Raw genomic sequence first — 21400 nt, forward strand, 5'->3', positions numbered from 1 at the left:
GAGCTAACACATTCATGTACTCGCGCCTTCTGAAGACCTTGTGCACGGTGGTTCCCATTGTGGCCGCCTTCAGTTTCAACCTTCGCGCAGACGTCATTAACGAAAGCTACGCTTTTGCTATTCTAGGCGAACCCAAATACAACAGTGACTTCACTCACTTCGACTATGTTAATCCCGCCGCTCCCAAGGGCGGTGATATTACGCTTTCTGCACTAGGCACCTACGACAACTTCAACAGTTATGCCTCACGTGGCCACCCTGCGGTACGTGCCAATCAACTGTACGACACGCTGTTTACCAATTCCGCCGATGAAATTGGCAGCTACTATCCGCTGATTGGCGAAACCGTGCGCTATGACGACAAATTCAGCTGGGCAGAAGTTAACATTAACGCCGACGCACGCTTCCAAGACAACACGCCGATTACCGCGCAGGACGTCCAGTTCAGCTTTAATAAATTTATGACCGAGGGCGTGCCGCAATATCGGATCTATTACCAAGGTGTAAAAGTTAAGGCGATTTCTCGATTAACCGTGCGCTTTGAGCTTCCCAAGCCTGACAAAGAGATGATGCTGAGTCTGATTGGCGGCTTAAAAGTGATGCCAGAGAGTTTCTGGAAAAATCATAAATTGTCCGAGCCACTCAAGACGCCACCGCTCGGCAGCGGCCCATACCGTATTTCCGATTATCGTCTCGGTCAGTATGTTACCTATTCGCGGGTCACCAACTATTGGGCAGCGAATCTGCCGGTCAACCGCGGGCAATATAACTTCGACACCATCCGCTACGACTATTATCTGGATGACAAAGTGGCCTTAGAGGCCTTCAAAGCAGGCGCTTTTGATTTCCGCATGGAGACGTCACCCAAAAATTGGGCAACGCAGTATAGCGGCGGAAACTTTGCCAAAAACTACATCATTAAATCCGACGAAACCAACCAGTCGGCACAGGATACTCGCTGGCTAGCCTTCAATACCCAACGTCCTATTTTTGCCGACCGTCGAGTACGCGAAGCGATTTCATTGGCGTTTGATTTTGAATGGATGAATAAAGCGCTCTATTACGACGCTTATCAGCGCACCAACAGCTACTTCCAAAATACCCAGTATGCCGCCCGTGGTTATCCTGATTCGGCGGAGCTGGCGTGGCTTGCACCGCTGAAAGGCAAAATTCCGGCGGAAGTGTTCAATCAGGTTTACCAGCCAGCCGCCACCGACGGTAGCGGCAACGACCGCGAAAATCTGCTTAAGGCTACCAAGCTGTTAGAAGAAGCCGGTTGGACAATCAAAGATCAACGGTTAGTCAACAAAGCCACGGGAAAACCCTTTGCCTTTGAGCTTTTGCTGCCAAGCGGCAGCAATTTCCAATATGTCATGCCGTTTAAACACAATTTGGAGAAGCTGGGTATCACGATGAATCTGCGTGAAGTTGATACCTCGCAATACAGCAACCGCGTTCGTTCTCGTGATTTTGATATGTTTCCGACCGTATACGGCGGCATGAACTATCCCGATCCTTCGTTGAAAATCCTTTGGCGCTCAGACTATATCAGTTCAACGTGGAACAGCGCCGGCGTGCAAGATCCTGCGGTTGATAGCCTGATTGATAACATCATTAGCCATCAGGGTCAGCCCAACGCCCTACTCTCGCTCGGGCGCGCATTAGACCGCGTGCTGACGTGGAATTACTACATGCTGCCAATGTGGTATTCCAACCATGACCGCATTGCCTACTGGGATAAATTCTCGATGCCAGCTCAGCGTCCAGCATACGATCTCGGCTTTGATACGTGGTGGTATGACATCAACCGCGCGGCAAATCTGCCGCAGCAACGGCGTTAAGAGGTGTTCTGATGACCGCTTATCTTATTCGCCGTTTGCTTTTGATCATCCCCACCCTGTGGGCCATCATCACCATTAATTTTTTTATCGTGCAAATTGCCCCCGGTGGCCCGGTTGATCAGGCCATTGCCAATATCGAAATGGGGCAAAATGCCGGTTTTGGTGCCGGTGGTGGCGAGCATATTGGCGCCGCACACACGGGCATTGCCGCCAGCAACGTGGGCGAAGGCCAATATCGTGGCGCTCGTGGCCTCGATCCCCAGATTATTGCTGAAATCGAAAAGCGTTTTGGCTTCGACAAGCCGCTCCACCAGCGCTACTTCGATATGCTATGGAACTACATTCGCTTTGATTTTGGCGACAGCCTGTTCCGCGGCGGTTCCGTGATGTCGTTGGTTAAGCAAAGCCTGCCGGTGTCCGTCTCCCTTGGGCTATGGAGCACCTTAATCATTTATCTGGTGTCGATACCTCTGGGCATTCGCAAAGCCGTTCACAACGGCTCTCGGTTCGATACCTGGAGCAGTACGCTCATTATCATCGGCTACGCTATTCCTGCTTTCTTATTTGCCATCATGCTGATTGTGCTGTTTGCTGGCGGTAGCTATTGGGATTGGTTCCCGCTGCGCGGCTTAGTTTCCAGCAACTTTAGCTCGCTATCGTGGTACGACAAAATCACCGATTATTTCTGGCATATCACGTTGCCGGTGCTTGCCACCGTGATCGGCGGTTTCGCCAGTTTAACCATGCTAACCAAAAACTCCTTTCTGGATGAGGTTCGCAAACAATACGTCGTTACCGCTCGTGCCAAAGGGCTGGATGACAAAAAAATCCTTTATCGGCATGTGTTCCGCAACGCCATGTTGCTGGTTATCGCGGGCTTTCCCGCCACCTTCATCAGCATGTTTTTCACCGGTTCTCTGCTCATCGAAGTGATGTTCTCGCTTAATGGTTTGGGATTGCTGGGCTATGACGCCATTTTGCAGCGCGATTATCCGGTCATGTTCGGTACGCTGTATATTTTTACCCTGTTAGGATTACTGCTGAATATCATCAGCGATATCACCTACACGTTGGTCGACCCACGTATTGACTTCGAGGCTCGCCACTGATGAAACTCAACCCAATCAATCAGGCTCGCTGGCAGCGTTTTAAAACCAATCGCCGTGGCTATTGGTCCATGTGGATCTTCCTGCTGGTTTTTATCATGAGTTTAGGCTCAGAGCTGATCGCCAACGACAAGCCGCTTCTGCTGCGTTATGACCAACACTGGTACACACCTTTCTTGGTCAACTATCCTGAAACGACGTTCGGTGGCGATTTCAAAACCGCTACCGATTACCAAGATCCGCTGATCCGCAGCAATATTGAGCAACATGGCTGGGCGATTTGGGCACCGATTCGTTACAGCTACAACAGCATCAATTTTGCTACCGAAGTGCCATTTCCTTCACCGCCGTCTGCTCAGCACTGGCTCGGCACCAATGAAAACGGCAACGATATTTTGGCGCAGGTGCTGTACGGACTCCGAGTTTCTATTTTATTTGGCCTGATGCTGACGGTGCTTTCTAGCGTGATTGGCATTACTGTGGGCGCTACGCAGGGGTTTTACGGTGGGAAAGTCGACCTTATCGGGCAGCGTTTTATCGAAGTCTGGTCAGGTATGCCGACCTTATTCCTGATTATTTTGCTCTCCAGCGTGGTTCAGCCTAACTTTTGGTGGCTGCTGGCAATCACGGTAATTTTCGGCTGGATGGGGTTAGTCGGCGTGGTGCGCGCAGAGTTTTTACGCACGCGAAACTTCGATTATATCCGTGCCGCCCGTGCCATGGGCGTTAGCGATCGCACCATCATGCTGCGCCATATGCTGCCCAATGCGATGGTCGCTACGTTAACGTTCTTGCCGTTTATCCTGTGCGGCGCTATTACCACCCTCACCTCGCTTGATTTTTTAGGCTTCGGCTTGCCTACCGGTTCTCCATCGCTCGGCAGTTTACTGCTGCAAGGTAAAAATAACCTGCAAGCGCCATGGCTTGGCATTACCGCCTTTGCCGTGCTGGCCATCTTGTTGTCGTTGCTAATCTTTATGTTCGAGGCGGTACGCGACGCCTTCGACCCCTCGAAGGTGAATTGATATGGCTAAACTTTCACAGCATCCACTGCTCAGCATTCGCGATCTGAATATTAGTTTTCGCAGCGGTGATGTAACCCGTCCTGTGGTCAACGGCGTTTCGCTCGAGATTAACGCGGGAGAAACGCTCGCCTTGGTCGGGGAATCAGGTTCAGGGAAAAGTGTCACCGCGCTGTCTATTTTACGGCTGCTTTCATCACCTCCCGCCGAATATCCTCACGGCGATATTCTGTTTAATGGCCAGACTTTGCTGCATGCCACCGAACCCTATTTACGCAGCATACGTGGCAATGAAATCGCCATGATTTTTCAAGAGCCGATGGTTTCCCTCAATCCCTTACACAGCATCGAGAAACAGCTGGCTGAAGTGCTTTCTTTGCACAGAGGCATGCGTCGAGTTCAAGCGCGCGCGGAAATCCTTCGCTGCTTAGAGCGAGTCGGGATCCGTTCGCCAGAAAAGCGCCTTAACGATTATCCGCATCAGCTGTCCGGCGGCGAACGTCAGCGCATCATGATTGCGATGGCGATTTTAACCCGCCCTAAACTGCTGATTGCCGATGAACCCACCACCGCGCTGGATGTTTCCGTGCAGGCGCAAATTTTAGAGCTGCTGGCAGAGCTCAAGCAGGAGCTGAATATGGGGATGCTGTTTATCACCCATAACCTCAACATTGTGAAGCGCTTAGCCGATCGCGTAGCCGTTATGCATGATGGCAACATTGTGGAAACCGGAGAATGCCAGTCGCTGTTTGCCGCTCCGCAGCATCCCTATACCAAACAATTGCTCGATGCGATTCCCTCTGGCGATCCCGTTGCGCTCCCGCAGCCAACGCAAACGCTGCTGGAAGTTAAAGATCTGAGCGTAAAATTTCCTATTCGGAAAGGCATTCTGCGCCGCACGGTTGGCTATAACGCTATTGTTAATCAGCTTAATTTCACGCTGCGCCACGGGGAAAGCTTAGGCTTAGTGGGTGAGTCAGGTTCAGGTAAAAGCACCACAGGGCTGGCGTTGTTACGCTTACTTCCCTCGCAGGGTGAGATTTGGTTTGAGGGCACGCCGCTGCATCAGCTGAATTTAAAACAGCTTCAGCCTTATCGCAGCCAGATCCAAGTGGTGTTCCAAGATCCCTATTCGGCGCTGAACCCGCGTTTAAACGTGCAGCAAATTATTGCCGAAGGGTTACAGGTTCATCAGAAACTCAGCGCGCAGGAACGGGAACAGCGCGTAATTAGCGCCATGACCGAAGTAGGCCTCGATCCTGAAACGCGCCATCGCTACCCTACCGAGTTTTCTGGCGGACAACGTCAGCGCATTGCCATTGCGCGCGCGCTTATTCTTGAGCCGCGTTTGCTGATACTGGATGAACCCACCTCATCGTTAGACAGATCGGTGCAGGCGCAAATTTTAGCGCTGCTGAAAAAGCTTCAGCAACGCTATCAGCTCACCTATCTGTTCATCAGCCACGATTTACAGGTCGTTCGCTCGCTGTGTCATCAGGTGATGGTGATGCGTAATGGAAAAGTGATTGAGCACGGAGATTGCGCTGAGGTCTTTGCTCGCCCCGCGCAAGATTACACTCGGCAGCTGCTAGCATTTGCAGACACGCCGTGACTGGAAAAATAGGCAAGTTGATTTAAACACCGGCAGCCTAATGGGCGTGCCGGTATTCTGCTCTAAGCGCCTTTCAACGATCAGAACGGATACTGGGCGACAATCGGTTCAGCGATAGCTACACCGACGTTTTTTAGGCGACACATCGCCGCACTTTCATCTTCAAGATGAACAAATAGACAAGGTTCACCGTCAAGCTCAACGACAGAGCAGTTTACCTGCATCTCTTGTAAAGACTGATTCAGACGTTTCATGATTTGCCAAGCTGCTTCTCCCTCTTCACTCAGGAGCTTCAGGCCAATCAAACTATTATTATCAATAGCGTTATTATCGATAACAGTATTATTAACGTCCGTATTCTCAGCGCCAGTCGTTTTCGCCAAATAAATGGGTTCAACCTGCACACCGGTGAGCCCTGATGACCAGCGGTAGCTCTGAGGCAACCGGTGGACTATCGAAAGCTGGAAACTATTCACATTTTTACCCTGATTAAAAACTAACTACAATTTTTTCACAAAAAACTCACATCGTAAACCACAGATCGCACTATTTAGGCTATTTGATGACTTAATCGTCATTTTATTGTGGTTTTGTTTATTACATTTCGGTAACACCGAAGTAAAAACGACCGAAACAACGATCAATCTGGCGCTACCCCATTTTTTCTTCAGAGATACCACGATGGGAGGAAGTTCTGCTGTTGCGGTTATATGTATACTTTTCTCTTTATTACCACAACCATTTTTGTTTCATTTTAATTACTTTGTCGTATTTTTCAATTTACATAAGAAATACAATAATTCCCTGAATCTCGATCAAAGAAATTAGCTAATCATTTGTTTTAAAACAATATTAGTTGATAGGTAAATAATTAATAGTTTTAATGTTTTCTTTGTTTTTAAGGGTTTCTATCTGTTTTGGTAAAAAATACTGTTAACGAAATGAAAAACCCACCACAAAATCACACGAAAAATATAGTTAGCATGGTTATGTTTTCATGGGGATTTATAATTTAGGAAAGCGTTTGCTTTAATTTGTATGACAGGTGTTTGCGAGGATGAATATTAATGGGAAAACATGTAGTAATGCCGTTCGCTGCTCTGCTAGGCAAACCAAACGGCAGTAAATAAAGGCGGCGACAGGGTTACTTGAGATTTTCGTTTGGCACGATAGCCTGCTGCGCTACCGACTGGATTTTCCACTTCCCTTTCTCCTTCACCATACAGTCAATGACCGTGTGGGACATATCTTTCCCATAAGCAACGTATACATTCAGGCAAACCGGATCGAGATCGGAAGAAACCACGGTGACATTTTTCGACCAGTCAGCCCCAATGTCTTGTGAACGAGTAAAAAAGTCGGCGTCATAGAATTCATCATCGCTATTCACTGCCTTATGCAGCTTTTCCAACGTCTCTGCGGTTACGTATTCATTCATTTCTGGACTACCACTCACTAGCAGCGGATAGACATCTTTTTCAACCTGTTGCAGATACCATGTATTGAATTCTAGAGCCACCTTTGTGGCGTTGTTAATATCGCTGACAGCAATGGCAGGTGAAGAAATAAAAAATAGTAATATCAATACTCTAATCATCTTATCCATCCCTGTGAGTTTTAAATTCCGATTTTATATTCCAGAGTTTTGTCCCTAAAGCACGCCCCCACACAGAATTTCTAGACTGCCTGTACGGCAGTGAACGGATTAGCGCTAAAGAATAAAGATTTGTTATTTTTCTAAGCGGCCTGCACAGCAGTGAACTGTAGAATATTCGTATAAAGATGCGAATAATCAGATCCATAACTCATTTTTCACTGCATAACCCTTCTTTATGTTCTCAATGAACACTTATATAAAATCAATAGGTTATAGGTGGTCGAAAAAAATTATTGGCTGGAAAATAAAGTTTTTTGCATTTTACCCCCCCCCTCATTCCGAGAAGTTGATTCCATATCTAACAGTAACTCACTGTAAATGCATCCAGCCCGTTTCATTGTTGAAATCACGAGCATATAGTTTTCTGGCTACGGAAAAATCCGTAGTCGGATTAGCGTTCCGCAATACATCTCTCGACAGCACTATGCCATAATGCTGTGCGCTTAGACTCACCCCAACAATGGTGGCTCAGGCAGGGGCTTCGCAAGAAGCACTGATTTCGAGAGTATCGGTGACGCTAACCCTATCTGAGCTACCACCCGAGTTTAGCGTCTCAGTGGTAGTCATTAATTAAGTCACTCTCGAGGTTTAAAATGACTCAATCTATTTATGATGCAATACACCAAGACGACTCAATCACCATTTTTCGCGCTCTGATTGCCGATCTCCGTTTTGATAATTTGAGTGACACCCAGCTTTGCGATCTCAGTGGCGTTGCCGCAGAGTCTGCTGAAGGCTTGTGTCAGGGATTATCGTATTTAGGAGAGCCGCTAGAGAATGGCGTTCAAATTCCGCAGGAGAGTTTGGTACAGGTGAGCGCTTGGCTGAAAGCATCAGCCCATCTGATCCCTGCCTTGCTGGCGCTCTGTGAGCAGGCAAATACACGCTTATTGAATATGCAAAATAAAGCAGTGTGATTGTTGATGCGGTTACTGTTAGTGCGGTGACTGTTGGTGCGGTGACTGTGCGCACAGTGATTGCTAATGCCCTCCCCGCCTGTTTCTATCAGCGGGGGAGCCAAAGCGCTTAGGCAGGATCGATACGGTTGCTGGCCTTAGAAGGTCTAGAGGCATACAGGAACAGCATCATAGCAGCAAAGATACACAGGAACATGGAGCTCACCATCGGCCATTCGCTTCGTGCAGAAGCAAGCGCCAGCAGCGTTCCCACTACGGCACCAAGGCTAAAGCGCAGCGTTCCTGCCAGCGAGGATGCGGTTCCTGCCATATGAGGGAAATCGTCCAAGATGACTGCCATCGCGTTAGATGTGATCATTGCGATACAGCCAACATAGGCGGCGACGCCAATCACCAGCGACCAAAAACCTAAGTCCAGCATGGCGGTAATGATCAACCAGATGCCCATCACGAACTGCACCAGCAGACCAAAACGCAGCATGTTGATCGCGCCAAAACGACGCACGTTGCGGCTATTAATCAGCGTCATAATGAACAAGAAAACGATGTTTAGCGCAAAGTAATAGCCAAAATGCTGCGGAGATACGCCGTTCAGATCGATATAAACAAATGGCCCCGCGCTGAGGAACGAGAACATCCCTGCAAAAGAGAAGCCACTGGCTAACATGTAGCACAGCACGCGTTTATGACGGAACAGCGAGGCAAAATTTCCCAGCGTTGTGCGTAAGCGAAACTTTTGTCGTTTCTCTTTGGGCAACGTTTCTTTGATGAAAAACGCCACCAGCACGGTGCCCAACAGCGCCGCACCCGCCATCGCCCAGAAAATCGCATGCCAGCTAAACCAAATCAGCAGCGCCCCACCCATGATAGGTGCAAGCAGCGGCGCAATGGTCATTACCAGCACCACAAACGACATCATGCGGGCAAAATCATCCTTGGTAAACATGTCACGCATCAGCGCGTTAATTACCACACTGGCGGCCGCAGCGGCTAAGCCGTGGATCAAACGCATCACAATCAGCTGATCGACCGACTGCGCCATCGCACACGCAGCGCCCGCCAAGGCGAAGAACAACGTGCCATACATAATGACCGGTTTACGCCCAATGCTGTCGGCCATTGGGCCATAAAGCATTTGTCCAAATGCAAAGCCCAGAGTGTAGGCGCTGAGCGTCATCTGTACATCACCACTCGGCACACCAAATTGTTCGGCAATCACCGGCATACTCGGCAAATACATGTCGATTGCCAGCGGCATCAACATTGATAACAAACCGAGGATCAGGATCAACCCAAGATGGGAACTACGGGGTGTCTGCACGCAGCATCTTCCTTTTTAATAAATAATTTATACCCAAAATAGTTAGCGTTGCGTCACGGCGGCCAACGTGTGCCGCCAACACAGAAGCAACGTTAAGTATGACGGGTAATTAATCTTTCGCTAACAGTTCAGCAGGCAAACCTACGCTGGCGATCTCTTCCTCGGTCAGAGGACGATATTCACCCGGTTCTAAATCTTCATCCAACACGATGTCGCCGATACGCTCACGGTGCAGTTCCACCACGCGATTACCCACTGCGGCAAACATACGTTTTACCTGATGATAGCGGCCTTCGCTGATCGTCAAACGCACCACGTTGGCATCTAGCTGCTCAAGCGTTGCAGGCTTGGTGAGATCTTTTTCGCCGTGCAGCTGCACGCCCTGAGCAAACTGCTCAGCGGTATCATCGGCCAGCGGATGTTCCAGCGTCACTAAATAGGTTTTATCGCACTGATGTCTTGGCGATGTAATCCGGTGCGACCACTGGCCATCATCGGTCAGCAGCACCAGACCCGTGGTGTCCAGATCCAAACGCCCTGCCGCATGCAGTTTCTCTGCCAACGGTTCTTCGATGAAGTAAAGGATCGTTGAGTGATCGGGATCGTCAGTGGAGCACACATAGCCCTCAGGCTTATGCAGCATGAAATAACGCGGACCGTGGATCTGTTCCAGCACCTGACCATCAAAGGCCACTTCTTGTTCTGGGGTGAGCTTGTGAGCACCGCTTTTTACAACTTCGCCGTCTACGGTGACGCGTTTAGCACGCAGTTCTCGGGCGATCAGCGCACGGCTGATACCTAACTGCTGAGATAAAAACTTGTCCAGTCGCATGGAACCTGCTTTGTATTTCTATAAGAATCGGAGGGTTTCATTATGCGCACGCAGTATGACTGTCTGAATAAAAGACGGCCTAAATATGCGGGCATCGTTTGGAAACCAAAGAAGAACCGCGGATTATAGCGACTCTTCACCCTCACGCCTATCTTAAGCGTCGTTTAATTCAACCTATTCGGTTCAAAGCTCAAATGTGATTGTCTGCTTAGCAAATGTTTTGCTTGGCGATAACGTAATCTACCGGCTGAATTGTCAAACGGCGCTCCACAGCGTCATGCTGTATAATAGCGTCCTTCATTGAACATAAATCACAGGAATTACTCCGATGTCATCTATTCACGGTCATGAAGTTTTAAACATGATGATTGAATCCGGCGAACAATTTTCAACCGAAAGCCTGGTTGCCACCATCGAGCAACGTTTTGGCGCTGATGCCCGTTTTCATACCTGCTCACAGCAGGACTTAACGGCCGCTCAGTTGGTGGATTTCTTGGCATCCCGCGGCAAGTTCATTCCTAGCGACAACGGTTTCAATACCCACAGCAGCAAAATCTGCCAGCACTGATTATCTTGTTGATGACATATTAATGGCCTTTACTCTTCGTCCTTATCAGCGTGAGGCGGTGGAAGCCACCATCGCGCATTTTCGAAAACACCAAGAACCTGCGGTTATTGTCTTGCCCACCGGAGCGGGAAAAAGCTTGGTGATTGCTGAGTTGGCGAAAATCGCACGTGGCCGCGTTCTAGTGTTAGCCCACGTGAAAGAGCTGGTGGCGCAAAACCACAGTAAATATTGTGCCTATGGTTTAGAAGCCGATATTTTTTCAGCCGGTTTACAGCAAAAAGAGAGCCGCGGAAAAGTGGTGTTTGGCAGCGTGCAGTCGGTGGCGCGCAATCTTCCGCTGTTTGACGGCGAATTTTCGCTGCTGATCGTGGATGAATGCCACCGCATCAGCGACAGCGATGACAGCCAGTATCAGCAAATCCTTCAGCATTTACGTAATAATAATCCGAAGCTGCGCTTATTAGGGCTAACGGCGACCCCTTATCGTCTGGGCAAAGGCTGGATTTATCAGTACCACTATCACGGCATCACCCGCGGCGACAGCAACAGCCTATTTCGTGACTGTATTTACGAATTGCCGCTACGCTACATGATTAAAAACCAATTTTTGGTGCCGCCGGAACGCTTAGACATGCCGGTAGTGCAATACGATTTCAGCCGATTAGAGCCGAGCAGCAATGGGCTTTTTCGCGAAGTGGATCTCAACCGCGAGCTGAAAGATCAGCAGCGCATAACGCCGCATATCGTTAGCCAAATCATGGAGTTCGCTGCCACGCGCAAAGGCGTGATGATTTTCGCCTCCACCGTTGAGCACGCACGCGAAATCCACGGTTTGTTGCCACCGGAACAGGCCGCGCTCGTCAGCGCCGAAACGCCGGGCGACGAACGAGACGCCATCATTAATGCGTTTAAGCGCCAAGAATTGTTATATCTGGTGAACGTTGCCGTACTGACTACCGGATTTGATGCGCCGCACGTCGATCTAATCGCTATTTTGCGGCCCACGGAGTCCATCAGTCTGTATCAGCAAATCGTTGGACGCGGCCTGCGTTTATCGCCGGGCAAAACAGATTGCTTGATCCTCGATTACGCAGGGAATCCACACGATCTGTTTACTCCTGAAGTCGGAACCACCAAGCCACACAGCGATAGCCAGCCGGTGCAGGTATTTTGTCCGGGCTGTGGTTTTGCCAACACGTTCTGGGGTAAGACCACGGAAAATGGCGATATTATCGAGCACTATGGCCGCCGCTGTCAGGGCTGGTTGGAAGACGATGAAGGTGGACGCGAGCAGTGTGACTATCGTTTTCGCTTTAAAACCTGCCCGCACTGCGGCGCGGAAAATGACATTGCGGCGCGGCGCTGCCATCAATGCAACCAAGTATTAGTCGATCCCGACGACATGCTGAAAGAAGCACTGAAGCTCAAAGATGCCTTAGTGCTGCGCTGCGGCGGTATGCAACTTCAGCATGGCGAAGATGACAAAGGTGAGTGGCTGTCGATTACCTATTACGATGAAGACGGCGCTGACGTGAGCGAGCGTTTCCGTCTTAACACGCCCGCCCAGCGTACCGCATTTATGCAGCTTTTCCTGCGGCCACACCTGCGTGCATCCGGCATTGAGCTGGTCTGGAAAAAGGCGGCAGACATCGTGGCGCAGCAAGATAAACTGCGATATCCCGATTTTGTCGTCGCCCGAATGAAGGGTCGGTTCTGGCAGATCAGACAAAAAGTTTTCGATTATCAAGGGCGCTATCGCAAAGCCGATTCTCTCAGCGGTTAGGCGTTGCAACAATGAGCGGGCAGATATATTTGCCGTAAGCCCCGTATTTCGTTAGAATGCCGCCCGCTTTTACTATTAAAAGCAGAATCTCCTGCCTGTTGCTGGGTCGCCTGTAACAGGTCTAAATTTTATATAGAGATACAATTATGTTCACTATTGAAGCAACTGCACGTAAAGAGCAGGGTAAGGGTGCGAGCCGCCGCCTGCGTACTTCTGGTAAGTTCCCTGCTATCGTTTATGGCGGAAACCAAGAGCCAGTAGCCGTAGAAATCGATCACGACACTACTTGGAACATGCAAGAGAAAGAGGGCTTTTACGAACAAGTAATCGCTCTGATGATCGACGGCAAAGAAACCAAAGTTAAGGTTCAAGCTGTTCAGCGTCACCCGTTCAAACGTAAACTGACTCACGTTGACTTCGTTCGCGCTTAATCGCCGACTGAATCACGTTTGTTTGAATAAAACGTTTTGAAATAGAAAACGCCGCAATTGCGGCGTTTTTTTTATCTTAAGTTTCTGTCTGAAATACAGCGTGAAAGATTAATTTCCACCGCCGCTACGACGCTGTAGCTGGTCACGCAGATTTGGCGGAGTGCCTTTAATGGTTAGCGTATCCGTCGCCGGATCCCAGAAAATACGTTCGCCCAACAGCATCGCATCGAAATTGATGGTCAAACCGCCACCGCTGCCCGCCATTTTGGTGAGCTGACGCAGCGTACTGCGGTCGGCTGGGAAGCTTTCTTCCAAATCATAGCCCTGCTCAGCGGTAAACTGCTGGAAGTCTTTCTCGCCCACGGCCGGAATTTCTTTCGCTAACGCTTCCAGTTCAATTTCTTCACCGGCCTGCAATTGTCCATTACAGTAGCTATATACCTGCTGACGATAAGCCTGACGCTCGTTCTTATCGAGCTGACCTTCGGCGCAATAATCATCAACCGCTTGCAACAGGCCACGGTTTTGCGCTTTGGCGTCCAAACCTTCGCTGGCTGCCAAGAAGTCCATAAAGAAGTCAGAGACTTTTCGTCCAACTCGACCTTTCAGGAAGGTTAAGTAGCGGTGAGATTCAGGATTGGTTTCCCACTCGGTGAGATCGACACGCGCCACGATATCGGCACGCATAATGTCCAGATAGTGGGTGCTACTGATATCCAACTCTTCATTGACACGCATGCTGCTACAGCTGTTAAGCACTGCAATCAGCAAATATTCTACCGCCAGATAGCGATATTGGCAGAACAGCACCACGCCACCGTCGGCAAACGGATATTTTGCCAGCTCGTCACGCAGACGGCCGGTTGCGGCACGGCTAAACGCCAGAAAATCTTCGTTGCCACGGCGATAGTTACGTAATGCCTCAGCCAGCTCGCTCTCTTCGGAGAAGGTGCCATAGGCTTTACTTTTTGCGCTATATACGCGGTGCAGCTCGGCCATCATCTCTTCTACTGCGGCATTTTTTGCCAGCAAAGAGTCACGCAGCACCACGTCTAGCTGTTGTTCGTCGCGTTTAACCAACTGATGCAACGCAATCTGTTCGAGATCCAGACTCATTTTTTTCTTCTCCCCTTTCGCCTCGGACACGTTTGATGGCGTATTCAAACACTGTTGATACCTGCTCGCAAGCGGCCATCGCATATTGATGAATTCAATGGTGAGAGCTAAGGTATAATCAATAACGCAACAAACGTATAAAAGAGCGGAAAATCACGCGTCTATACGGTAAGATATGGCACTTTGTCAGTCTGAGAAGCTTAATTCTATGCCACAATCATCCCGTTATAGTGACGAACACGTTGAACAACTGCTCAGTGAGCTGGCCAACGTACTGGAATCGCACCACACACCAAACGATCTTTCTTTGATGGTTTTGGGCAATATGGTCACGAATCTGATTAACACCAGCATCGCACCCGCTCAGCGCCGTGCAATTGCGCGCTCTTTTGCTGAAGCTCTACAGGCTTCGATTCGGGAAGATAAAGCCCATTAATTTTTGCTCGGACGTATAGACATACTTTTATGGTGACAAACCGTCAGCGATACCGTGAAAAAGTTTCCCAGATGATCAGCTGGGGGCATTGGTTCGCTCTGTTTAATATTCTGCTCGGTCTGCTTTTGGGCAGCCGTTATCTGTTTGTCGCCGATTGGCCTGCTTCATTGTTTGGCCGTGTCTATGCGATGATCAGTTGGTTGGGGCACTTTAGCTTTATTGGCTTTGCTGCCTATCTGCTGATCATTTTCCCGCTCACGTTTGTGGTGATGTCGCAGCGATTGCTGCGCTTTCTTTCCGCCGCGCTGGCAACCGCAGGGCTAACGCTGCTGTTGGTGGACGCCGAGGTGTTCACCCGTTTCCATCTCCATCTCAATCCGGTGGTGTGGGAACTGGTGGTTAACCCCGATCAAGGTGAACTGGCGCGCGATTGGCAGCTCATGTTCATCTGTGTGCCCGTTATTTTCCTTGTCGAAATGCTGTTTGGCACCTGGAGCTGGCAAAAGCTTCGCAGCCTCAACCGACAGAAATTTGGCAAGCCGCTGGCCGGGTTGTTCATCACTGCGTTTTTCGCATCGCATCTGATCTATATCTGGGCCGATGCCAATTTCTATCGCCCAATAACCATGCAGCGCTCCAATCTTCCGCTCTCATATCCAATGACGGCGCGTCGTTTCTTGGAGAAACATGGCCTATTGGACGCCCAAGAGTTCCAGAACAAACTGGCACAAACGGGCAGCCCCGAAGCCGTATCCGTTGAGTATCCGCTCAATAAGCTGAGCTTTGCCGATAAAGGCGCAGGCTACAATCTGCTGGTGATTGCGGTCGATGGCCTGCGTGCCGACGATCTCAAACAAGATTTACCGCAGCTTGCCGCCTTCGGTAACGATAATCTCGAGTTCACCCAACATTACAGCTCCGGCAACAATCTGGACAACGGACTCTTCGGCCTGTTCTATGGCATCTCGCCGTCTTACCTCGAAGGTATTCTGGCAGGACGTAAGCCATCGGCGTTAATTAGCGCACTCAGCCATCAAAACTATCAGTTTGGCCTATTCTCCTCCGATGGTTTTAGCGCCCCACTCTACCGTCAGGCGTTACTGACTGATTTCTCGCTGCCTGCGCCAATTCGTCAAAGCGACGCGGCCACCACAAAACAGTGGCAACAGTGGCTATCAACTCAAACCACACAGTCACCTTGGTTCTCGTATGTGAATCTTAACGGCACGCGCAGCGCTCTATCAGATGCTTCTGACCGTAAGCCTGAAGATTACATGGTGAAATACCAACAGGCAGCCGAAGGCGTTGATGGGCAGATCGCGGCCATACTTGATACGCTAAAACAGCGCGGTGAACTGGATAAAACGGTCGTGGTCATTACCGCGAGCCACGGCATTGAATTCAACGACAGCGGCAAAGGCGATTGGGGCTTCGGCACTAACTACAGCCGTTATCAGCTTCAGGTGCCATTGATTATTCATTGGCCAGGCACACCAGCGCAAACCATCAACAAGCTCACCAGCCACGAAGATGTGATGGCTACGCTGATGCAACGCTTACTACACGTTGATACCCGAGCAGTAGACTATACGCAGGGTGAAGATCTGTTCGCGCCAACCCGTAAGCATAACTGGCTGGCGTTAGGTGATAGCAACGAATTAGTGATTGTCACGCCGAAAGAAACCGTGATTCTGGATAAAGACGGTCACTATCGTACCTATGATGCCGACAATGAAGAGATGAAAGGTGAAAAACCACAGCTCGCCTTGCTGCTACAGGTTCTGACGGATGTGAAGCGCTTCATTGCCAACTAAAACTGGCTAAAGCGCACACAATCACAACGCCATGATCTTGAAAACCGTTAGGTTTTGAGTACTATAAAGGCTGTTCGGCACGTAGCGCAGCCTGGTAGCGCATCGTCATGGGGTGGCGAGGGTCGAGAGTTCAAATCTCTCCGTGCCGACCAAAAAAACGCCTCGAAAGCCAACCTACAATGGGTTGGTTTTTTTATGTCTGGAATATTGAATTAACCCTCCGTGCCTAGCCCAAGACTCCCATAGTGACTGGTTTGCATGTCGTTCAAGGCCATTCTCACAAACTCCTGTGTATTTTCCGGCAGGTTTTGTAAATCGCTCCACATCAGCCCAGCGCACTTATTGGGTTCTTGATTAACCGGAACGCCGTTAAAGCGCTCGGCCTCAAACCACAGATCGATATAGGTTCTTTCATCCGATTTGCGATGCAGCGTATACACCAGTTTAAGCGCCGATGGAGGAATGACAATACCAATTTCTTCTTCGGCCTCTCGTATCGCAGCGGTCAGCGCTGACTCGCCCTCTTCGACATGCCCCGCGGGTAAAGACCATTTGCCATCGTCAAATCCTGTATTTTTGCGCTGAAGCAGTAAAATACGTTGCTGCTGGCGAACAATAATATACACCGCCAGATAAGGCCTAAACTTAGACATCACAAACTCCCTCTGCGCTAAAAGCGTTATGGTAACAGCCTCTCACTGAGCTATACACCAATAGCCCACCACTTTTTGGCATGTTAAATCAAGATTGCTAGCTGTGTCATAACGCAAGTACACCACTTATGCTAAGCTCCGCGGTTCAAAAATGACTAAGAGATCTCCCATGCGCAAGATAACCATCGTCATGATCATCATGGCTGCCGCGGTATACGCATACAACTATATGTAACGTGGCTTTATGTGACATTGCTTTAAGTAACGTAGCTTTGATGTAATGTGATTTTGATTTAGATTGGCTAATAAGCTGGCGCTGCTTACCTAGGCATCGCCCTTTACTCTTTCTTCACGCCTCTCGCCTTTTCATAATAAATCCCAGCGCTTTGCTCCTGATAGCCCATAATAAATTTCAATTGTTCTCTTAAATCTATTAGAGTTGCCGTCCAAAATTATTAGGCACATATCAATGATCGAGCTTACTGAAAAGAATGCGCAATCCCGAACGCTAACGCTGCATAACAGGCTAAAAGTCGCTGAGATCCGCGCCGTAAAAATGAATGTGAGCTGGCTGTTAAGCGTGCAAATCGCGTTTGTCTTATTTGTTTTTTGTCGCGAGTATTTTTACGTCAGTCATAACATTCCAGCGGCTCCCGTTATTTCTACCCTGCTCGAACACGCCCTCATCTTAATTATGGTGATACTGTGCAGCTACATAGCCGTTTTGCGTTTTACTCGGGTGCTTGAAAAGCAGTTTAACCACGTCATGCTGGTCATCACGTTAAGCATCGGCGCGATGTGGTGCTTTATTCTTTCACTGTTGTTCTACAGTGACTTTGGCCACCTTATTTTTGCGATTTCAACGCTGCTGATGCTGTCGTCATTGATTGCGCTCTATCCTTCATCGCGTCATCTTTTTTTCGCCACTACGCCGATATGGGCGATCGTCGTTATACACGCGATGTTTTTTAGTAACGCCTTAAGCTTGGTTTATCTCGCGGGGTATTTGGTCTTTGCCGTCTTGTTCGAAACAGGGCGCCGCCTATTGCGTCGCTGGTTTGTGCTTGCGGTGACGCGTGAGCATCAAAATGTGCGGTTAGCCAATAAGCTCACGTTAATGTCGCAGCAAGATCCACTGACGGCGTTGGCTAATCGCCGCTATTTTGACCGCAAACTCCAGTTAGCTATTCAGGACTCAACCAAAACGGGGCGTCCCTTTTCTATTATCTTGATTGATGTCGATTACTTTAAGAAATATAACGATCGCTATGGTCATCAGGCAGGAGATTCATGTCTGATCCAATTAGCAAAATGTTTCCAACAGGCCGTGCGAAGCGCCCAAGATGTGGTGGGGCGCTATGGCGGCGAAGAGTTTATTATTTTGTTGCCGGATCAGGATAAATACGCCGCTGAAAAGGTCGCTGAGCGCCTTAAGGCCTTAGTCCTCGCTTTAGCACTGCCCCACGATCAATCAGACGTTTCCCCGTATGTTTCACTCAGCCAAGGCATTGCCCAGTGGCAGAATGGCGTGGATGCTAAAACGCTGATCGAAAATGCCGACCAAGCCCTGTATCTCGCCAAACAGCAAGGCCGCAATACAGCTCGCCTCGCGCCATAAGTAAAAATCCACCTCTTGAAGAGGTGGCTTTAAATGGGGCCCCCTAAAAGGGGGCCTTGTTCGTTTTAATCCTGTAATAACGCCATTTGCTGTTCGTATTCTTGGTCTTTCTTATCCTGATGCCTCACGTAGCGCCTGATAATTTCTTCGTTCACTCCAACTGTGTCGGCAAAATATCCCCTCGCCCAAAAATGATTACCCCACAGCTTCTTTCGTATATGCGGAAACTTGTTGTAGAGACGAATAGCTGTGCGCCCTTTCAGGACGCCCATCAGCGTTGAGATCGAGAGTTTCGGCGGGATCATCACGACAAGATGAACATGGTCTGGCTGAACATTCAGTTCAAGTACCTCACAATCTTTCATATTGCAAAGTATATAAACTGAGCGATAAAGCTCTTTACCTACCGCCCCTGCTAAAACCTTGTAGCGATACTTTGGCGTCCACACCAAGTGATATTTGCAACGCCAGAATACATGTGCTGAACTTCTATAACTGCTCATGTCAGTGATTTCCTTCTTACTTGTGGTGAGTAAGCTGGAATTTTCTGGCATGGGCTTCCTTCAGGCTATAGCCTCACAGGGACAATCACCACCTCCCGAGGAGGTGGTTTAAAGCTGACAACAAAAAAGCCAACCCGAAGGTTGGCTTTTAGTTATATCAGCGACAAGAATTACGCAGTGGTAGCTGGTTTCTTGTTACCGCGATACGGGCGACGCTGCTGTGACGAAGGTGCATCACCACGGGCTTCAGGTTTACGACCTTCTCCCGCCGCACGGCGCTGGCCGCCATTATTGCTGCGTGGTTTCTCGCCTGAACGAGCACCGTCGCGCGCCTGACCATTACCTTGGCTGCGGCCCTGAGACTGTCCGCGGCCTTGGCCTTGTCCACGTCCCTGACCACGACCTTGGCTTTGACGACCGTTTTGGATCGGATCGGCTTTAATGCTTGGATCTGGCTCGTAGCCTTCAATCGCAATACGTGGGATCTCACGTTTCAGCAAACGTTCGATATCACGCAGCAGCTTATGCTCATCCACACAGACTAAAGACAATGCTTCGCCAGTGGATTCGGCACGGCCAGTACGGCCGATACGGTGCACGTAATCTTCCGGCACGTTTGGCAGCTCAAAGTTAACCACGTGCGGTAACTGATCGATATCCAAGCCGCGCGCGGCGATATCGGTCGCTACGAGTACGCGAATCGAACCGGCTTTAAAATCAGCCAGCGCACGAGTACGTGCACCCTGACTTTTGTTACCGTGGATGGCCGCAGCGGTAATACCATCTTTATTCAGCTGTTCAGCCAAATGGTTAGCACCGTATTTGGTACGGGTGAAAACCAGAACCTGCTGCCAGTTATGGGTGCCAATAAGCTGGGCCAACAGCTCGCGCTTGCGGCGCTTATCAACGAAATGTACCGACTGCTCAACCTGCTCAGACGCTGTGTTGCGGCGCGCCACTTCAACGGAGGCCGGATTAGTCAGCAACTTGTTTGCCAGCTCTTTGATTTCATCAGAGAACGTCGCAGAGAACAGCAGGTTTTGACGCTTGGATGGCAACTTAGCTAATACACGACGGATATCGTGAATAAAGCCCATATCCAGCATGCGGTCAGCTTCGTCCAGTACCAGAATTTCAACGTTAGATAAATCAACCGCACGTTGATGTTCCAAGTCCAGCAAACGACCCGGCGTCGCCACCAGAACGTCAACGCCGCCGCGCAGCTTCATCATCTGCGGGTTAATGCTCACGCCGCCGAAAACCACCAGCGAACGGATATTTAAATATTTGCTGTAATCACGCACGTTCTCGCCGATCTGGGCAGCCAGTTCGCGAGTTGGGGTTAAGATCAGCGCACGCACAGGACGGCGGCCTTTTACCGGCTGCGCATCCTTAGAAAGCAGCTGTAACAGCGGCAGCGTAAAGCCTGCGGTTTTGCCGGTACCGGTTTGGGCACTGGCCATCAGATCACGGCGCTGTAAAACAACCGGGATCGCTTGAGATTGAATAGGCGTAGGTTCGCGATAGCCCTGTTCTTCAACAGCGCGCAACAATTCGGCACTCAGGCCGAGAGTATCAAAAGACATATTAGGGTAAAACTCCAAATCCACCTTGACCCGAAAGGTCGGGTGCAGTTTCCGGGTGGATTTATCAGACGCGGTAGATAGGTAATCACCACGAGGGATAGGCACAAACTGCGAGTGCAACATAATTGTGGTGGATTCTAACAGAAAATGTGATCGGCGTCTGATATGTTTTTTTGATAGGGGAAATTAGGTGGGGTTTTCGGCAGTTGTATATGTTGCTAGCGTCGAAGGTTTCGTCCGCCAATCAGCAAATACGTTTCTATGCAATCATTGGCGTAGGCGTCCGATGAGAGTCCCGTTGCGCGGGGACTCTCAACTCGCGCGCTTTTTACCGAGCCGTTTGTCCGACCGGTCTCAGAGCGCACATCCTGTACGCCCTCGACCTGCCACCAGCATCCCTGCTGGCGGCTCTAAAATTCATTCTTTCAACATGAAAAAACAAAAGACATTTTTGTCTTCTTATCTTTTAATTGTTTAAGTCTTGGCAGTGAGAGCAGTAGAAACAGGATGTTTCTACAAGGGGAGGAGGCGCCAAGGATGGTGCATGCCGACCCGCCGCGGAAATGGCATCTCGGATAAAAGCG

At 49.6% G+C, this 21400-nt stretch carries 19 protein-coding genes and 1 tRNA gene; 12 read left to right on the forward strand and 8 right to left on the reverse strand.

What is annotated here, in order from left to right:
* Positions 1–14: 14 nt before the first annotated feature.
* Genes DSM2777_RS17595 through yejF form a run of 4 tightly spaced genes read left to right on the forward strand, consistent with a single transcriptional unit; the run spans position 15 to position 5581 of the window.
* A complete protein-coding gene (locus tag DSM2777_RS17595) occupies positions 15–1841 on the forward strand; it encodes an extracellular solute-binding protein (RefSeq protein ID WP_061554706.1) in 1827 nt (608 codons plus the stop codon).
* An 11-nt stretch (positions 1842–1852) separates the two neighbouring features.
* On the forward strand, positions 1853–2950 hold the full coding sequence (locus tag DSM2777_RS17600; protein WP_046459025.1) for a microcin C ABC transporter permease YejB: 1098 nt from the start codon (positions 1853–1855) through the stop codon (positions 2948–2950).
* A complete protein-coding gene (locus DSM2777_RS17605) occupies positions 2950–3972 on the forward strand; it encodes an ABC transporter permease (protein WP_046459026.1) in 1023 nt (340 codons plus the stop codon). Before DSM2777_RS17600 ends, DSM2777_RS17605 begins: the two co-directional genes overlap by 1 nt.
* Before the next feature lies 1 nt (position 3973).
* On the forward strand, positions 3974–5581 hold the full coding sequence (yejF, locus tag DSM2777_RS17610; protein WP_061554707.1) for a microcin C ABC transporter ATP-binding protein YejF: 1608 nt from the start codon (positions 3974–3976) through the stop codon (positions 5579–5581).
* Between the two features lie 80 nt (positions 5582–5661).
* Here the strand turns inward: yejF and DSM2777_RS17615 are convergent, their stop codons facing one another.
* Both DSM2777_RS17615 and DSM2777_RS17620 read right to left on the reverse strand, forming a co-directional pair.
* Complete coding sequence (locus DSM2777_RS17615; protein ID WP_043493971.1) at positions 5662–6057, reverse strand: YejG family protein; 396 nt, start codon at positions 6055–6057, stop codon at positions 5662–5664.
* 668 nt (positions 6058–6725) lie between these two features.
* Positions 6726–7178, reverse strand: a complete 453-nt coding sequence (locus DSM2777_RS17620; protein ID WP_061555429.1) for a DUF3828 domain-containing protein — start codon at positions 7176–7178, stop codon at positions 6726–6728.
* A 653-nt stretch (positions 7179–7831) separates the two neighbouring features.
* Between DSM2777_RS17620 and DSM2777_RS17625 the strand changes: the two genes are divergently transcribed.
* The gene (locus DSM2777_RS17625) at positions 7832–8155 is read left to right on the forward strand and encodes a hypothetical protein (protein WP_061554708.1); all 324 of its coding nucleotides are present in this window, start codon (positions 7832–7834) and stop codon (positions 8153–8155) included.
* A 109-nt stretch (positions 8156–8264) separates the two neighbouring features.
* On the opposite strand, the gene DSM2777_RS17630 is transcribed toward DSM2777_RS17625, so the two are convergent.
* Together DSM2777_RS17630 and rsuA are read right to left on the reverse strand one after the other, a co-directional pair.
* Positions 8265–9476: a Bcr/CflA family multidrug efflux MFS transporter gene (locus tag DSM2777_RS17630; protein ID WP_061554709.1), complete on the reverse strand. Its 1212-nt coding sequence runs from the start codon at positions 9474–9476 to the stop codon at positions 8265–8267.
* Positions 9477–9585: 109 nt separating this feature from the next.
* A complete protein-coding gene (gene rsuA / locus DSM2777_RS17635) occupies positions 9586–10308 on the reverse strand; it encodes a 16S rRNA pseudouridine(516) synthase RsuA (protein ID WP_061554710.1) in 723 nt (240 codons plus the stop codon).
* A gap of 328 nt (positions 10309–10636) precedes the next feature.
* Between rsuA and DSM2777_RS17640 the strand changes: the two genes are divergently transcribed.
* The 3 genes from DSM2777_RS17640 (at position 10637) to rplY (ending at position 13090) form a co-directional block, all read left to right on the forward strand.
* Positions 10637–10876: a YecH family metal-binding protein gene (locus DSM2777_RS17640; protein ID WP_061554711.1), complete on the forward strand. Its 240-nt coding sequence runs from the start codon at positions 10637–10639 to the stop codon at positions 10874–10876.
* Positions 10877–10898: 22 nt separating this feature from the next.
* A complete protein-coding gene (gene radD, locus DSM2777_RS17645) occupies positions 10899–12659 on the forward strand; it encodes a DNA repair helicase RadD (protein ID WP_061554712.1) in 1761 nt (586 codons plus the stop codon).
* Between the two features lie 146 nt (positions 12660–12805).
* Entirely contained in the window at positions 12806–13090 is a 285-nt protein-coding gene (gene rplY, locus DSM2777_RS17650) for a 50S ribosomal protein L25 (protein ID WP_004089547.1), read from the forward strand.
* Between the two features lie 108 nt (positions 13091–13198).
* On the opposite strand, the gene yejK is transcribed toward rplY, so the two are convergent.
* Complete coding sequence (gene yejK / locus DSM2777_RS17655; protein ID WP_025798095.1) at positions 13199–14206, reverse strand: nucleoid-associated protein YejK; 1008 nt, start codon at positions 14204–14206, stop codon at positions 13199–13201.
* A gap of 208 nt (positions 14207–14414) precedes the next feature.
* Here yejK and DSM2777_RS17660 point away from each other — a divergent pair, with 208 nt between their 5' ends.
* The 3 genes from DSM2777_RS17660 (at position 14415) to DSM2777_RS17670 (ending at position 16608) form a co-directional block, all read left to right on the forward strand.
* The gene (locus tag DSM2777_RS17660; RefSeq protein ID WP_025798093.1) at positions 14415–14642 is read left to right on the forward strand and encodes a YejL family protein; all 228 of its coding nucleotides are present in this window, start codon (positions 14415–14417) and stop codon (positions 14640–14642) included.
* A 29-nt stretch (positions 14643–14671) separates the two neighbouring features.
* Complete coding sequence (gene yejM, locus DSM2777_RS17665) at positions 14672–16456, forward strand: LPS biosynthesis-modulating metalloenzyme YejM (RefSeq protein ID WP_046459034.1); 1785 nt, start codon at positions 14672–14674, stop codon at positions 16454–16456.
* A gap of 75 nt (positions 16457–16531) precedes the next feature.
* Positions 16532–16608 (forward strand) — tRNA-Pro (locus tag DSM2777_RS17670).
* A gap of 60 nt (positions 16609–16668) precedes the next feature.
* On the opposite strand, the gene DSM2777_RS17675 is transcribed toward DSM2777_RS17670, so the two are convergent.
* Positions 16669–17109, reverse strand: coding sequence for an NUDIX hydrolase (locus tag DSM2777_RS17675; protein WP_061554713.1), 441 nt, complete (start codon positions 17107–17109; stop codon positions 16669–16671).
* Between the two features lie 469 nt (positions 17110–17578).
* Between DSM2777_RS17675 and DSM2777_RS17680 the strand changes: the two genes are divergently transcribed.
* On the forward strand, positions 17579–18727 hold the full coding sequence (locus tag DSM2777_RS17680) for a GGDEF domain-containing protein (protein ID WP_061554714.1): 1149 nt from the start codon (positions 17579–17581) through the stop codon (positions 18725–18727).
* 65 nt (positions 18728–18792) lie between these two features.
* Here DSM2777_RS17680 and tnpA read toward each other — a convergent pair whose 3' ends face one another.
* The gene (gene tnpA / locus DSM2777_RS17685) at positions 18793–19230 is read right to left on the reverse strand and encodes an IS200/IS605 family transposase (protein WP_043495692.1); all 438 of its coding nucleotides are present in this window, start codon (positions 19228–19230) and stop codon (positions 18793–18795) included.
* 170 nt (positions 19231–19400) lie between these two features.
* Positions 19401–20816 carry an ATP-dependent RNA helicase RhlE gene (gene rhlE / locus DSM2777_RS17690; RefSeq protein ID WP_061554715.1) on the reverse strand — a complete coding sequence of 472 codons (1416 nt, stop codon included), beginning with the start codon at positions 20814–20816 and terminating at the stop codon, positions 19401–19403.
* Positions 20817–21400: the final 584 nt, after the last annotated feature.

This window comes from Obesumbacterium proteus (genome assembly GCF_001586165.1).
GTDB lineage: Bacteria > Pseudomonadota > Gammaproteobacteria > Enterobacterales > Enterobacteriaceae > Hafnia > Hafnia protea.